Source organism: Capnocytophaga leadbetteri (assembly GCF_003054025.1).
GTDB classification, from domain to species: domain Bacteria; phylum Bacteroidota; class Bacteroidia; order Flavobacteriales; family Flavobacteriaceae; genus Capnocytophaga; species Capnocytophaga leadbetteri.
Genome location: NZ_QBKG01000002.1, coordinates 85,201 through 101,432, shown reverse-complemented (window position 1 = coordinate 101,432; position 16,232 = coordinate 85,201). Strand labels below are relative to the sequence as shown.

The 16,232-nt window shown below is 40.1% G+C and carries 7 protein-coding genes; all 7 read left to right on the top strand.

Going from position 1 to position 16,232, the window contains the following annotated elements:
- Nucleotides 1-35: 35 nt before the first annotated feature.
- The 7 genes from C8P65_RS03315 (at nt 36) to C8P65_RS03285 (ending at nt 16,072) form a co-directional block, all read left to right on the top strand.
- Nucleotides 36-3,077, top strand: a complete 3,042-nt coding sequence (locus C8P65_RS03315) for a SusC/RagA family TonB-linked outer membrane protein (protein ID WP_107781300.1) — start codon at nt 36-38, stop codon at nt 3,075-3,077.
- Nucleotides 3,078-3,089: 12 nt separating this feature from the next.
- Nucleotides 3,090-4,760: a RagB/SusD family nutrient uptake outer membrane protein gene (locus C8P65_RS03310; RefSeq protein WP_107781298.1), complete on the top strand. Its 1,671-nt coding sequence runs from the start codon at nt 3,090-3,092 to the stop codon at nt 4,758-4,760.
- Between the two features lie 20 nt (nt 4,761-4,780).
- Entirely contained in the window at nt 4,781-6,274 is a 1,494-nt protein-coding gene (locus C8P65_RS03305; RefSeq protein ID WP_107781295.1) for a toxin-antitoxin system protein, read from the top strand.
- 116 nt (nt 6,275-6,390) lie between these two features.
- Nucleotides 6,391-7,791 carry an aryl-sulfate sulfotransferase gene (locus C8P65_RS03300; RefSeq protein WP_107781293.1) on the top strand — a complete coding sequence of 467 codons (1,401 nt, stop codon included), beginning with the start codon at nt 6,391-6,393 and terminating at the stop codon, nt 7,789-7,791.
- Nucleotides 7,792-7,805: 14 nt separating this feature from the next.
- Nucleotides 7,806-10,136 carry a glycoside hydrolase family 20 protein gene (locus tag C8P65_RS03295; RefSeq protein WP_107781291.1) on the top strand — a complete coding sequence of 777 codons (2,331 nt, stop codon included), beginning with the start codon at nt 7,806-7,808 and terminating at the stop codon, nt 10,134-10,136.
- 207 nt (nt 10,137-10,343) lie between these two features.
- Nucleotides 10,344-14,210, top strand: coding sequence for a two-component regulator propeller domain-containing protein (locus tag C8P65_RS03290; RefSeq protein ID WP_107781289.1), 3,867 nt, complete (start codon nt 10,344-10,346; stop codon nt 14,208-14,210).
- A gap of 74 nt (nt 14,211-14,284) precedes the next feature.
- A complete protein-coding gene (locus C8P65_RS03285; RefSeq protein ID WP_245887292.1) occupies nt 14,285-16,072 on the top strand; it encodes a leucine-rich repeat domain-containing protein in 1,788 nt (595 codons plus the stop codon).
- Nucleotides 16,073-16,232: the final 160 nt, after the last annotated feature.

Sequence of the window (16,232 nt, the reverse complement as noted above, 5' to 3'; positions counted from 1 at the left end):
TTTGAGCCATCAAAATACAAACAAACGACCATTGTATGAAAAGAAATCTATTTTTATTAGTTTTGCTCTTATGGGTGATAGGCGGATATGCCCAACAACGCACCTTGCGCGGAACTATTAGTGATGCTACTACTAAAGAGCCCCTTATGAGTGCCTCAGTAGTAGTAAAAGGAACTACCAAAGGAGTCAGTACTGATATAGATGGTAAATACACCATAGAAGTATCAGTAGGACAAACTTTAGAAGTATCGTTTATGGGGTATATCACCCAGAATGTAAAAGTAAGCATTAACACACCCGCTACTCTAAACATCGCACTTGCTGATGAACAAAAGAAACTTGAAGAAGTAGTAGTGGTAGGTTATGGTGTTACTAAAAAGCGCGACTTGGCAGGAGCTATCACCTCTATCAAGACAGATGATGTAAAAGCAGGGGTAGTAGCCGATATGTCGCAAATGCTTAAAGGACGTGCCTCAGGAGTACAAGTGCGTCAAAACTCTTTAGAACCTGGTGGCAATGTGTCTATACGCGTTCGTGGAGCTTCATCAGTAAGTGCAGACAACGAACCGCTATATGTAATAGATGGATTTCAAACTGACAATATGTCGCAAATCAGTATTGACGACATTGCGTCTATCGAAATCTTAAAAGATGCCTCGACTACTGCTATTTACGGGGCACGCGGTGCTAATGGAGTTATTCTTATCACTACTAAAAGAGGTAAAGAAGGGGTCTTCAATGTAGAATATTCTAATCAAACTTCATATAAGAATATGTATAATCCTTGGGACTTACTTGACGCTGGAGAGACTATTGCTCTTACTCGCCGTCTGTACGAACAAACAGGCGATGCTAAATACAACAAATGGACAGCCCAACAGGCTACGTATCGGGGTAAGGGTACAGATTGGCTCAAAGAGACAACTCACGATGCCTTTACGGTGCTACATCAGCTTTCTGTTTCAGGAGGTACAGACCGCCTTTCAGCCTTTATGTCGGCTAACTACTTAGATGAACCTGGCATTCTACTCAACACCAATTACAACCGCTACGGAGGACGTACTAATCTGCAATACAAGATAAGTTCTAAAGTAAAAGCAGGAGCTAACCTCAGTTTTTCGCAATCTAAAAAGAAATTCTTAGATATGGGTACTATCTCTTCTGATAAAAATATTATGTATCGTATCTTTAACTTAGAGCCTTGGAAAAATAAAGAAGGTTATGATGTATTTGGCATTAAGGCACGCCGTCCAGCTGTATTTGAAGAGATGAGCGGAGCACAGCTCTACCGCCATTTCAACACTATGTATGCTACTGCTTATGCTGATATAGAGTTATTACCTTCACTCACTCTCAACGGTCGTTATACTTATGCCTACGACCATTTAAAAACAGAAAAATACTACGACCGTTCTACTTCTATCGGTCAGTCTTACAAAGGGCAAGCCTTTTTGAGCCACGAAGAAAATGTAAAACACCAAATAGAAGGCGTAGCTACTTATCACCCTAAAATGGAAGGTAAACACGATATAAAAATAACAGCAGGTACTTCTTATATATATCAAAAAGGAAAAGGCGATGAAGTACAAGCCTACGGTTTTGCCTCTGACGTATTCTCTTTTAAAAATATAGGAGCAGCACAACACTTAGATTGGATAGGCTCAGGAGAATCTTCAGTTAAAAAAGCCTCAGTATTTGGTCGTGCAGAATACATTTTCAACAATCGTTATATTATCAACGGGTCAGTACGTGCTGATGGCTCTTCAGTATTTGGTGCTGATTATCGTTGGGGTATTTTCCCTGCTGGTTCTTTAGCTTGGCACTTAGGAGAAGAATCATTTATGGCTTTTGCTAAGCCGCTGTTCAGTCGTATTAAATTACGCACTAGTTATGGACTTAGCGGTAATGATGGTATACGCTTCGGTCTTTCACAATATCAATATTCAGTACGTGATGTATATATAGGAGGCGGAGAAGGCACTAAAGGTATGTACCCTTCTAACCCTTACAACCCAAAACTACGTTGGGAAACTACAGCTCAGTGGAATGCAGGTATAGATTTGAGCATTGGCAGAGTGGAAGCTAGCTTTGACTATTACATCAAGCGTACTAAAGACCTACTAAACCCTGACCCTATACACCCTTCAGGAGGTTTTCCTAACTACGTGAATGACGGTAGGCGTTTTGAATATACCGCTATGATGGTAAACGATGGAGAGATAGAGAATCGCGGTTTTGAAATAGCTATCAAATCTACTAATATAGACAAGAAAGGTTTTGTATGGAGTACAGCCTTCAACTTAGCCAATAACGACAGCAAAGTACTTAAGCTAAACAATGGTAAACCACGTTTTCAGTACATACGCCCTCACGGTTCATACGAAGAAAAAGAATATATGATGCTTAAAGAAGGTGAACCGCTAAGTGCAATCTATGGTTATGTATTTGACGGCATTATACAACAAGGCGAAAGCTATGCCCCCCAAAGTAAATCGGCACCTGGAGACCCTAAATTTAGAGACCTAAATGGCGATGGTAAAATAGACGAAAACGACCGTACTGTATTAGGTACAGGTATTCCTAAAACTATCATAGGACTCAATAATAGTTTTACTTACAAAGATTTTGATTTTTCATTTTTCTTTGAAGCTTCGTTAGGTGCTAAAATGCTAAACCTCACCCGTATTTACTTAGAAGACAACAACCGTTTGGCAGCCTCTGCTGACCGTTGGACACGCGCATACGCCTCTAATAGTGTACCCCGCAGCGGTTATCAAAAGAATGACAAGCTCTTATACGGTTCGTACGTAAACTCTCGTTTCGTAGAAGATGCTGACTTTCTAAAACTACGCAACATAGAGTTAGGCTATACTTTTGCAGGTGAAAAATGGCATTTAAAAACCCTTAAAACGATGCGTATGTTTGTAGGAGCACAAAATCTACTTACCTTTACCAAATATCAAGGGTTTGACCCCGATGTTAGTACCAATGGTAGCAGTGCTATAGCACAAGGATTAGATTTAAACTCATATCCTGCTTATCGTACTATCAACTTTGGTGTAAAATTAACTTTTTAATACAGAAAAGGAATGAAAACGAATTATATATCATACACATTAGTAGGTATTTTAGGAATATCGTTTACAGCTTGTGAACTAAAAGAAGACTTAAGCTCTGTTTACAATGCTGATAATGCCTATACTACCGAAGAAAACGCACAAGAAGGGGTAAATGGTATCTATCGGTACCTCAATTCAGCCACTCACCCTAGTACTTTTTATATCAATGACCTCCCTACCGATGATGGATTTAAAGAAGGTAATGATTTTGAGATTCTAAACAATAATGGTCTGACCAATAACGTACAGCTACTGACAAGTTATAACGGCAATTGGCAAATGATAGGTTGTGCCAATTCAGCTATCGACAATATTAGCCAGATGCCCGATAGCCGCTTTGCTAATGCTGAAAAGAAAACAGTTTTATTAGCCGAAGCACACTTTATGCGTGCCTTTGCCTATTATCAGCTCACTAATACTTTCTACCGTGTACCATTGATTACAAACGGTTTTTACGCCTCGACAGCTAATCCTACCCTATCGACAGTTGAGGCTTTAGACCAGCAAATAGAGCGTGACTTACTTATAGCAGCTAACCATTTGCCTTTAGAATGGGATATAAACGGTAGCGATGCAGGTCGCCCCACTAAAGGAGCTGCTTATGGCTATCTTATGCGCTTATATATGCGACAAGCGGGTAGATTGCGCGAGCAAGGCTCTGATGCTACCTCTGCTTGGCAAGCAGCTTTAGTATATGCTAACCAAGTAATCGCCACTGGCAAATACGTCCTAAAAGCGCATGCTTTCGACCCCTTTAATCCTCGCACACGTGCTGCTCTATACAATAACGAGATTATTTTTGCGGTGCGCAGTAGCGAAACTGTACCAGCAGGAGCTTCTGACTTAGCTCTTTATTTCACTTCTTGGGATTACAATAAGGGCTGGGATATTTTTAACATCCCTTTGGAACTCTATTGGCAGTTTGACCATAGTGATGAACGTCTTACCCAATTTATCAAAGGAGAGTTTATCAATATTAATAATGCTGACCAGAAGTACGTAGCCCCTACCCTTGCCCAAATGGGTACATTAGACAATGAGGCATCAAGCCCGCGTATCACTGAGTTAGCTAATGTATATACCGACAAGTATTTCTACGAAAAAGCAGGTACTTATAACTACAATACCCCTAATAACTTGCCACTATTACGCTATGCTGATATATTGCTTTGTAAGTCCGAAATCTTAAATGAGCTAAATGGAGTTAATCAGGAGTCAGTAGACCTACTTAACCAGATACGCCAAAGAGCTTTCCAGAATAGCAACCACAACTACACCTTAGCTCAGTTTGCTTCTAAAGACGAATTTCGCAGCAAGCTATGTGATGAACGCCTATTTGAGTTTAATATGGAAGGCCTACGCCGTATTGACCTTATACGTATGGGCTTGTGGAAAGATCGCTTAGACAAGTATATGGACGTTATCAAACAGAAGTTAGAAACTAAGCAAGCTAATATGAATGCGCGTAGAGACCCCAATGTAGTACCCAATCCTTACGACTTAAGTCCTCAGTGGAGAGTATACCCTAAATTCAACAGTCCGCTGAAAGTGTACGACCAACGCCGTTATTACCCTATCCCTAGTGTATATAGCAATAAGTACCCCGACCTACAAAACAACCGTTCTTTTAGAGAACAATAACCCTAAACGTAGAAATAAATATGAAATTATATACTAAACCCCTACTAATAACAGCTGCTGTACTTAGTATGGTAGGCTGTAGCAAAAGCGATACTGATGGACGCTTTAGCGATACCCCTCAGAGTCATATCGATACCCCTAACAAGGCCACTCTTAGCACTGCACAAGAGCTCAAATGGCAGTTTACTAATACTGATGAGTGGCTAAATGCCAGCCAAGGAGAAAATGCAGATGTTTCGCAAACCTCTGTAGAAAACAACTCTGAAGCTGAAGATGGCAAAGTAATAAAAATCTACACTGAAGCCAACACCCAGCAACGCAAAAAGCTAAAGAGCAAAAAACAATATGGCGCTGGACTTTACACTTGGCGTACCTATATATCTGACTTAGGAGTTACCGAGCGCGTAAGCATAGGTTCTTGGCTTTGGAATAGCGATAAACATGAACTCGATTTTGAAGTAGGTTCAGGCACTGCCAAAGAACGTGAAACACTAGCTACTGCTGATGATGAGGTGATAGCCTATATTACCAGTCAGAATAACCCTTTTGTACAACAAAAGGTGAAAATAAAAAAGAATGCTTGGCATACTTTTAAGATTGACCTGCAGTTAGTAGGCGACAAGTATTTTGCTACGTGGCTTATTGATGATGTAAAATGTGCTGCCCAGCAGCTAAACTACGGTCAGGAGCATCCTTTCCATATATTCTGCAGCACTGAGAATCTGAAGTTTATAGGTGATAACTGGCCTTATCAAGACCACTACGGTTTATGGGATTATGTGTCTTACACCCCTTATCCTTATGCAATAACCCCTGTAGAACCAACCACGCAAGTAAACCCAATAGACGAAACTCCTGAACCCGATAAAGGAGAAGTAAAACGATGGACTTTCAACACTTTCCCTCACGACTGGATAGCTAGTACTAACGTAGGAAGTAATGGGGTAGGCTATAACAAAATACAAAACGGCAAACTCGTACTTTCGGTTGATAATTATTGCGGTGATGCCAAAATAAGATACAAAAATGCCGTAGGTTATGGCAAATACACTTGGTCAGTAAAATTACCGCAACTAATAGGTATTACAGAAGCTACCAACTTTCAGATAGGAGGCACTCTCTACACTACCAACGAAGATAATGGGGCACACTGCCTTACAATGATGGCTTGGTATGGTAACGAAAGCGATCGTACACGGTTAGGAGCTAAAGCAGGACAATACCTCTTACGTTTATACTCTGAAATACCTGGTTATGAGGCCTATGTAGCAGTACTAGACCCAGACAAAGAGTACAAGTTTACTATAGAACTGAAAAAAGCAGCTGATAAATATGTAATTGTGTATTACCTTGATGGTCGCCCACTTAAGAGCCTACAAGCCAGCTATGGTGCAGAATTAGTGAAATTTGACTTTATCATATCGGCCGAAGCTAATAAAGGGTGGATGAAAAAGAAACCTTTATCAAGCCGATTAGATGCTTCTTTCAACTTTATTGAATACACAGCTTATTAGTAGTTAAAATAAGTTTTTCATAAGTAAATAGCAAATTGATTTTTACAATAAAAAAGGGGCTATTCTTTTGCATAGCCCCCTTTTTATAACTTTCATCTTAAAAATATAGCTAATATATGAACCGCTCGATACTTTCTCTACTTATAGTATGCTGTCTTCTTTTTTCTTGTCAAAAAGAAGATGACCATAACAGTACACAGGGTACCATTAGCACTTTCGGTGTAAGCCTAAGCCCTACAAATTATCTACGAGCCGAGGTTAGGACTACTTTTAGTACCCAAACTTCCTACCATATCGCTTATTGGGAAACTGCTACCCCCGCACAAGTAAAATACACCGATACCTATCAAGCTACTGGCAGTACACAACGTACCCTCTTACTACTCAAACCCGACACCGACTATAGCTGCCAAATCATTACAGAAGCAGGAGACAAATCAGTAGTAAAAACATTTAAAACTAAGAGTGTAGAGGCATTCTTGCCTAATGCAATTCTACTGAAAGAAGAGCTTAGCGAGAAAATAGAGGGCTATCTGCTAGCGAACAACAGAAATAGTAAACATATCTACTTAATGGATATGAACGGGAATGTGGTATGGTATGAACCTGTAGCCGATACCCCAGCCGTAGTAAATTACGACCCACATAGCCAACGCTTCTATATGCTGACTGATGCCCCTTCGGAAGGACTCTTTGTATTTAATGCTAAAAAACTGAAAGTGATTGACCTTTTGGGTAACCTTACTCTTGAGAAAAACTTTAGCACCATACCTGAACTACAAAACTGCCACGTACACCACGAATGTAGACCTATGCCCAATGGTAATATAGGGCTAGTGACCTATATAGACAAAACTGTAGACCTTAGCACGAAAGGAGGCTCTCAAAGCGATACCGTACGCGGTGATGGTTTTGTAATTATGAACTCTAAAGGCGAAATAACCTATCAGTGGAGTTGTTTTGACCATCTAAATCCGGTTGAGTATCCTACTATTAATTCTAAAAAAGTAAGAGAAGATTGGATACACGCCAATTCTATAGACCAAGATAGTGAAGGCAATTATTATATGACTACTAATCGGGATAGTGAACTGTGGAAAATAAATGGAAGAACAGGCGAGTTAATCTATCGTGTGGGTGAAAAAGGTACTATTACGCCTACCACTCACTATGTTTCGCATGGCATTCACTGCGCTATAGTGCAAGCCCCTGATGAGGTATTGGTGATAGACAATGCTCGCGAGAACAAGAGCACTGGTTCGCGTGCCCTTATATACAAAGTAAACCCTACAACAAAAACAGTAAGTGTACCTACAGAAATAGCTTTGCCTAAAGGTAACTTTTCAGCTACTCGTAGCAATGTACAGCTGATAGGCAAACAGTCAGTACTCTTTGCCTTGAGCAGTAGCAAACAAGTATTGATTACTAACCGTAGCACCACTGCCCAAATACAGCGACACCTACAGCTGCCCTACACTTTTTACCGAGTACAATACATCTCAACTATCAAATATTAAACACCATACTACCAATGAAAAAACTACTATACAGTATACTGACCTTATACCTTATCGGCTGTTGCAAACAAGTGCAACCGGTAATTAATTACAATGTAATACCTCAACCGCAATCTATAGACTACACCCATCAGAGTCCGTTTGTGTTAGATACGCAGACCTTTATCACCTATCCGCAAGGAGACTCATTACAACAACAAAACGCCATCTTTCTGGCTTCGTATCTAAAAACCCTTACAGGGCTTACGCTCTATACTAAAGCAGCCCCTTTTGACGGTAAACAAATCGCTCTTAGTGCTACCCTTCGCAATACTAATAAAGAAGCCTACCAGCTAACAGTTACTGAAAAGCAAATCAGTATTAATGGGGCAAGTGCAGCAGGCACTTTCTACGGTATTCAGACCCTACGCAAGTCAGTAGAGGTTAGCCAACCACAGCTATTGGTTTTCCCTTCTGCAGTAGTTAATGATGCTCCACGTTTTGCTTATCGTGGTATGCACTTAGATGTTGCACGCCATTTTTTTAGTATCGACTTTATAAAACAATATATAGATATTCTGGCATTGCATAATCTTAATACCTTTCATTGGCATCTGACAGACGACCAAGGTTGGCGCATAGAAATTAAGAAATACCCACGCTTAACTGAAATAGGAGCTACCCGCCAACAAACACTTATTGGGCATTTACACAAGGACAAGCCCCACCGGTTTGATGGCAAACCTTATGGAGGGTTTTATACCCAAGAACAAATAAAAGAGATAGTGAAATACGCACAAGACCGCTACATCACCATTATACCTGAAATAGATATACCAGGACATACCCTTGCGGTACTCACGGCTTACCCTGAGTTAGGCTGTATAGGCAAAGACTATGCGGTAGGTACTAAATGGGGCGTATTTGACGATGTACTTTGCGCTGGCAACGAAGCCTCTTACACTTTCTTAGAAGATGTAATGACTGAAATAACGGCTCTCTTCCCTTCTAAATACATACATATAGGCGGAGATGAATGTCCTAAAACACGCTGGAAGGAATGCCCTAAATGTCAAGCTAAAATAAAGGCATTAGGTTTAAAAGCTAAGGGAGAACACACCCCAGAACAGCAGTTACAAGGCTATATAGTACAACGTGTAGAACAGTTTCTGAAGAAGAAAGGACGCGAAATTATAGGTTGGGACGAGATATTAGAAGGTGATAACATTTCAGAAGATGCTATTGTGATGTCGTGGCGCGGCACTGAAGGAGGTATAGCAGCCGCTCAACGTCATAATCGCACTATTATGACGCCTCATTACAGTCTTTATTTTGATTATAACCAAGGTGAAGACCCCAACAAAGAACCCCTATCAATAGGCGAATACCTTCCTGTAAAAAAAGTATATGATTACGAGCCTATAGACCCTAAACTCAGTCCAGCACAAGCTAAGTATGTATTAGGAGCACAGGCTAACCTTTGGACAGAATACATAGCAACCCCTGCCCACGCTCAGTATATGCTATTACCCCGCTTGGCAGCACTATCAGAAGTACAATGGACAAATCCTACCCAAAAGGATTTTGCTAACTTCTTACACCGCTTAGGCAATCTGCTTGAGCTTTACCAAAAAGAAGGTTATCGGTATGCTAAACACATATTAGGAGTCACCCCTATTATTACTCCCGCCCCTGCTAAAGACGGTATTTTGGCATACTTGCTAACGGTAGGCAACGGCAAGATATATTACACTATAGATGGTAGCGAGCCTACCCCTAAGAGCCAACTTTACACTCAGCCTATTAAGTTAGACAATGATGTATTATTAAAAGCTATAGCCGTGCATAACGATACCATAAGTGGCGTATTTAGCTATCAATCGCATTTTAATAAAGCTACTTACAAGACGGCAAAACTACTAACTACTCCTAACCCTAAATACACTTTTGGAGGAGCGGCTGCCTTAGTAGATGCCCAAATAGGAGAAGCCTCTTATATTGATGGACATTGGGTAGGTTTCCCTGGTAGAACAGGTGCAGAAGTACTTATTGATTTAGGCAATACACAAGAGATTAGTAGCCTTAGCACAGGCACACTTGCTGACACCCCTAACTGGATATTCCCTGCCAGTGAGGTTGCTATCTACGGTTCAACCGATGGACAGACATTTAACCTCATCGCACAGCAAGCCCTTAGCACAGCTACCAAAAGTGACCCTATAGCTCGTATTCCTACAACATTACACTTTACTAAAACCTCTGTACGCTATGTAAAGGTAGTGCTCAAAGGTACTATTATACCTGACTGGCACGAAGGAAAGGGTACCCCTGCCCTATTATTCGTTGACGAAATACAAATAAAATAGTTATAAAAAAATCTTCTATACATTCCCTTTACTTTAGATATTTTTACTTTGCTCATTTTTCGGAGATCCTTCGGTGTAGGTGGCTCGTTTGTATATCCAAAGTAAAGGGAAGGTATGAAGAGAATATTTTTCTAAAATTTCGTGATTTTGAGTGAATTTGCTAATTTGCTAATTACACAGTATCTTTGCCGCGTAATTATAAGGAAGATGAAGGTTAGAATTCTACTCATATATTTGTGTTTAGTATGCAGCTGGGTGTGTAGTGCACAAAAGTCGGCTACTGAATACTATTTTAAGCGTATTTCTATAGAGCAAGGACTATCGCAGTCGGGGGTAACGGCTATCTTACGCGACTACCAAGGTACGCTGTGGATTGGTACAAGGCAGGGTATCAACCGTGTGGATAGAAACCATATACAGAAGTATACCGACTTATATATCTTTCATTTAATAGAAGACAAACAGCATCAACTATGGGCAGTGACTGACAAAGGCGTGTGGTGCTATAATCCCTCAGAAGATATTTTTCAACCTAAAATAGATACCCCTCTTTTTGCTATCTGTGCAACCGATAGAGGGGTGTATTTCGGTGGTTATGGGGCTATCTTTGAGTATAACTACAGCCATAAACATATCCGTAGGTTACCACTACAAAAAGCCTCTTATGCCAAAAGTAGGGAGTGCCTTATCAACCATCTATTGCCTTTTGATGCTCATACATTGTTAGTAGGTACTGAAGCTGATGGCATCTATCTGTACGACTTTCAGACGCAACAACTTCGCCCTTTCATCACCGAAAATACACGTCCGCTAACCGCCTTATACTACGATGCTCAAAAACACCAAATATACTATGCTTCTTTTCAGAAAGGACTATATTGCTACCAGCTAACGACCCAGCAAACTTCGCACTATAGCACAGCTAATAGTGCTCTGCCTAATGACATCATCTTAGACATCAAACCTTATAAAGGACAGATATGGATAGCCACTGACGGAGGAGGTGTATCGGTATTTTCGCCAGATAAGGTGCAATTTGAAAATCTACAACACCGTGCAGGCGATGCACACTCGCTACCGGTCAATTCGATTACTACCCTATACGAAGACCCTAACCACAATCTTTGGGCTGGCACGGTAAGAGATGGTGTTTTTCTCTTCAAAGAAACTTATATCAAAACCTATACAGATAGTGCCTTAGGTGCCAATAACGGACTTTCAGAGCGTGCCGTAATCAGTTTATACGAAGCCCCTGATCATACCCTCTGGATAGGCACTGATGGGGGTGGTATCAATGCGTTCAATCCACATACTGAGCAATTTACCCATCACCTTAATACCTATAACGATAAGGTATCATCTATCACCTTATTTTCGCCTAATGAGCTGTTAGTATCATTATACGGCAAAGGACTTTTTATCTACAACACTCATACCCGTAGCTATACCCCATTTATACTACGTGACCCTACTACTGACCAGCAAGAATGCCATAGTGGTTTTACTCCTTTCGTATACCGTATAAATGATGCGCAGATACTCATCACCGCTAAGAACACCTATCGCTACCAGCTGAAAAGCCAGCAGTTTGAACAAGTTGCTTTTGCACAAGGTACTGCTGCTAAAAATGCTCTACAACTACAAGCTATACAAGGTGATACGCTTTTGCTTTCAAAAGGAAATACTCTCTACAAGATAAGCGGTAAGGGTGGCACTATCAGCACGTATTTAACACTACCAACAGAGGGCGCTATCACCGCTCTTTGTTACGATACTCATCAGCAGCTGTGGATTGCGACTACCAACGGACTTTTTAATTACACCCCTACAACTGGAAAACTATCGGCTATATCTACTGACAATATGTTTCGACAAATCAGTTATATGCAAATAGACGATGCCCAACGGCTGTGGATAAATGCTTCGAATGTATTGTTTTCGTACTATATACCCAGCAAAAAGATACTGATATACGATGCATCTGATGGCTTTCTAGCCAACGATATGCTCACCGGCTACGTACAAGCCTCCACCACTCCTTATATTTATATGGGCGGCGTAGGCGGATTGGTAAAAATCAATTACAATATACAGTCTTATCAGAGTGCCCCTCCACAGATTTTTCTGCACAACATAGAGTTAAACGGCAAAATCTACACTCACGAGAATTTTCCTAAGGAAATACCCCCTTACTTTCATTCGCTGAAGATAAACGTAGGGCTTAATGAGAAAGATATGTTTAGGCGCATTCTCTTCCGCTTCAAAATAAAGAATAACGCACAGACTTCGGTTATAGAAACCTACGATAACCAGTTGGACATCTCTTTACTTTCGGTAGGAAAGTATCAAGTGAGCGTAGCATGTATGACTAAAAATGGCTTTTGGACAGCGGAGACCCCTCTGTTAGACTTTGAAGTGCTACCGGTTTGGTATAAGCGTACTTCTTTTCTGATAGCGGTAGTACTATTAGTAGTAGCCATAGCAGGTGGGGCTATATGGATATATTTACGCCGTAAGAAACAGCAACTAAAATGGCAAATTGCGCTTCATCAGCAAGCCTTAAACGAAGACAAAATACAGTTTTTGACCAATGTAAGCCACGAGCTTCGCACCCCACTAACCCTTATCTACGCACCACTAAAACGACTGCTAAGCAATACTGAAGAGAAGGCTATTAGTCCTACGGCAAAATCTTTATTAGAAAGTGCTTTTCGGCAAGCCAATGCGATGAAAAACATTATCAATTGGATTTTAGATTACAACCGAAATACGACTTTAGAAAACAGCCTTTCTAAAACTCATACCGACCTGAACCACCTACTGACCGATTGTAGCAATGATTTTGCACAAGAGTTAGAGAGTAAGCATATCGGGCTACAGTTATGTCTTGACAAAAACCTACCCATTATACCCCTTGACCCTGCTAAAATAAGAGTAGTTATCTCTAATTTACTGATGAATGCCCTAAAATTTAGCAATGAGCACAGCACTATCTATCTACGCTCTTTTGCTAACGCTGATAACGTGCGTTTTCAGGTAGAAAATACAGGTATTAGCTTGCAGAATATTGATACTGAAAAGCTCTTTATGCGTTTTCAGCAGGGGAAACATCAGCAAAAAGGCAGTGGTATAGGCTTAGCATATTGCAAAGAGTTAGTAGCTATGCACTCGGGCACTATAGGGGCTTATGACGAAAATGGGCATACTGTATTTTATGTTACCTTGCCTTATACCCCTTCTGCTATACTCGATAAGTTTGAAGGTGAAGCCTCGCAAAGTCAAGCTCCTACTCATAACCTCAGCCCTATGGACACTACTGGTTATAGTATACTATTAGTAGATGATAATACCGACTTTTTAAATTATTTACACAGCGAACTACGCCCCTTATTCAGAAACGTACTTAAAGCTGTAAACGGAGAAGAAGCCCTACTACTACTGAAAACTCACCAGCCCGACCTTATCATCAGCGATGTGATGATGCCTGTAATGAATGGCTATCAGTTCTGTCAGCAGGTAAAAGAGCAACTGCCCATTAGCCATATACCCGTAGTGTTACTGACTGCTAAAAGCGATAGCGAAAGTCAGAAAATAGGCTATAAATTAGGTGCCGATGCCTATTTGTCTAAACCTTTTGATATAGACCTACTACTGTCGGTTACCAATAATCTGTTAAAGCAGCGCGAACTTATCAGACAAAGATATCAGCAAGAATTGCCCTTACCTGCCCCTACTATTACTACTATTAGCAATGCTGATGAGGTATTTTTGGTAAAGCTAAACGAACTTATAAAAAACAACTATAGTAAAGCTGATTTTGAGGTAGCTGATATAGCTGCCAAAATGGCAATGAGCCGTGCCACTATATACAGCAAGATGAAGCAAATAACAGGCTTAGGCATTAGTGAATACGTAAATAAATATCGCATAGAGGTAGCCTCTGCCCTACTACGAAACACTGATAAAACAATAGCTGAGATTGCTTTAGAAGTAGGGTTTAATTCGCAAAAATACTTTAGTACTGCCTTTAAGACTGCTATAGGCAAAACGCCCAGTGAGTATAGAAATGCTTAGAGCAAACAATAATGGCATACTTTTTGCTGGGTAAATTAGTTACAACCATTAAACTATTAATATATCAAATGTTAATGAAAAGAATCTTATTTATAGCTATGTTAGGTGGTATAGGTTTTACCACTGTACAATGTACTAAAACTATTGAGGAACGTGTAGAAGTAATTCGTGAACGCGGCAATGCTATTCTTTCAGGCAATGGAGTTCCTGATGCCTCTTTAGGGAAAGTTGGGGATTATTACTTAGACCTTAGCGGAGTAAACCTTTATGGAGCTAAAACTGCTGAAGGTTGGGGTAATCCTATCAGTTTGCGCGGCTTGAAAGGCGACAAAGGTAATGACGGACAAAATGGAACTGACGCCCCTGTACCAAACATCAAAGGAGGTTACTGGTACATTGGAGAAACTAATACAGGCATCAAGGCCGAAGGAAAAGACGGCTCTAATGGCAGTAATGGTTCTAACGGAACTAATGGTAAAGATGGAAAGGACGGAAAAGATGGAAAAGATGGCATTACTCCTACCATTTCAGCTGACGGCTATTGGGTAGTAAACGGACAAAAAACAGATATCAAAGCTAAAGGAACTGACGGAGCCAACGGACAGAATGGTTCTAATGGAACTAATGGCAAAGATGGAAAGGACGGTAAAGATGGTAAAGACGGTAAAGATGGAGCCGCTCCTACGATAACTATTAATAGCGATGGTTATTGGGTAATAAATGGTGAAACTTCTACTACTAAAGCTAAAGCTGAAAATGGTAAAGATGGAAAGGATGGAAAGGATGGAAAAGACGGTAAAGATGGAGCCGCTCCTACGATAACTATTAATAGCTATGGTTATTGGGTGATAAATGGAGAAACTTCTACTACCAAAGCTAAAGCTGAAAATGGTAAAGATGGAAAAGACGGAAAGGATGGAAAAGACGGTAAAGATGGTAAAGATGGAAAAAAGGGAGACAAAGGTGCTGATGGAGCAAAGGGAGATAACGGAAAAAATGGGGAAACTCCCCATATTGGAGACAATGGAAATTGGTGGATTGGAAACAATGATACTAATATAAAAGCAAAAGGTGACCCCGGAGCTACTGGTGCTCAAGGAGAGAGAGGAGAAAGAGGTCTCCCCGGTAAAGACGGTTCGGTAATCTATGCTGATAAGGGAAAACCTACTACCCAAGGTAAGGACGGAGATTATTATATTGATACAGAAACTAAGATATTCTACGGCCCTAAAGCAAATAGCTCTTGGCCTACTACGGGTATTTCATTGACTAATGAGAGTATCAACAATAGTGATTATGAATTAAGTGGAGATGGTAAGACCTTATTAAAATGGAAAAATCTTAATACTCGTTTCATAGATATGAATGCCGATCCTAAACTAAGAGAAGTAACTAAGATTGATAAAGCTTTTAATGGAGAAACTATTGGACGTGGGCTACAACTCACTACTATCATTGTAGGAGATAAGGTTACAGAAATTAATGATTATGCTTTCTATCTTTCTGAAAAGCTAAAAACAGTAGAATTACCTGAAAACATCACCAAAATAGGTAGATTTGCTTTTGCTAATTGTACTAATCTAAGAAACATCAATATTCCTGATGAACTTGCTAAAATAGAAACTAGGGTGTTTTTTAACTGTACAAGGCTTACGCATATCACATTACCTGAAAAGGTAGGAGAAATAGAGGCAGCTGCTTTTCAAAATTGTAAAAGCTTACATACTATAACTATTTTGAATCCTACTGCTTTTCAAATAAAAGCTATGAGCAACACTAATTTCCGTAATATCTATGTACCTAATGGTAGTGCATCTGCTTATAAGACTGCTAATCCTATATACAAAGATATTATAAGATAAAAACATTGTTGATATTATTAGCAAAAAGACTTTGTCAGAGTTTTAGGACTTTGACAAAGTCTTTATCTCAAAAAAAAATGAATAAAAATATAATCCTTAGAAAAACGGTTGCGAATGAAGCCCTATTATTTGGGAGATATTAGCTGCTGCCATAGAAAGG

Bases quoted from the DNA above. Each gene is read 5' to 3' on its own strand.
- C8P65_RS03315 (WP_107781300.1), top strand. From the start codon at position 36: ATGAAAAGAAATCTATTTTTATTAGTTTTGCTCTTATGGGTGATAGGC.
- C8P65_RS03310 (WP_107781298.1), top strand. From the start codon at position 3,090: ATGAAAACGAATTATATATCATACACATTAGTAGGTATTTTAGGAATA.
- C8P65_RS03305 (WP_107781295.1), top strand. From the start codon at position 4,781: ATGAAATTATATACTAAACCCCTACTAATAACAGCTGCTGTACTTAGT.
- C8P65_RS03300 (WP_107781293.1), top strand. From the start codon at position 6,391: ATGAACCGCTCGATACTTTCTCTACTTATAGTATGCTGTCTTCTTTTT.
- C8P65_RS03295 (WP_107781291.1), top strand. From the start codon at position 7,806: ATGAAAAAACTACTATACAGTATACTGACCTTATACCTTATCGGCTGT.
- C8P65_RS03290 (WP_107781289.1), top strand. From the start codon at position 10,344: ATGAAGGTTAGAATTCTACTCATATATTTGTGTTTAGTATGCAGCTGG.
- C8P65_RS03285 (WP_245887292.1), top strand. From the start codon at position 14,285: ATGAAAAGAATCTTATTTATAGCTATGTTAGGTGGTATAGGTTTTACC.